We start from the raw sequence: 390 nt of genomic DNA on the forward strand, positions 1-390 counted from the left end.
GTCGAGCGACACGACATTCACCACGATAGGGCTGCGCGCCTCGACCGCTTTCCCGCTTGGTTCCGTCAATACAACCGCCCGTGGCGGTATCGGCTGGCGTCATGCGTTCGGCGATGTGGTGCCTGAAACGGCGCTTGCCTTCACAGGCGGCTCATCCTTCGCCGTGGAGGGAACGCCAATCGCAAAGAACGCTGCCGTCTTCGAAGCTGGTATCGATGTCAACCTTACCGACAAGGCAACCATCGGGCTTACCTATAAAGGTCAGCTTGCCTCGGACGCGCAGGAGCATGGCTTCAACGCCAAACTCAGTGTTCGGTTTTAATCGCCGCAAGGGAGGGCGATATGTCATGCCCGATTCCAGCAGCGAACTGACAGCCATCTCTATTGAAA

Annotated in this window: 1 protein-coding gene; it reads left to right on the forward strand. The window is 57.9% G+C overall.

Annotation, left to right across the window (positions count from 1 at the left end; all coding sequences use genetic code 11):
• The coding region (locus EN780_RS38360) for an autotransporter domain-containing protein (RefSeq protein WP_128276686.1) at positions 1-322 on the forward strand (322 nt) is incomplete at its 5' end.
• Between the last annotated feature and the right edge of the window lie 68 nt (positions 323-390).

The sequence above is a fragment of the Mesorhizobium sp. M4B.F.Ca.ET.089.01.1.1 genome (assembly GCF_004022605.1).
Classification (GTDB): Bacteria; Pseudomonadota; Alphaproteobacteria; order Rhizobiales; family Rhizobiaceae; genus Mesorhizobium; species Mesorhizobium abyssinicae.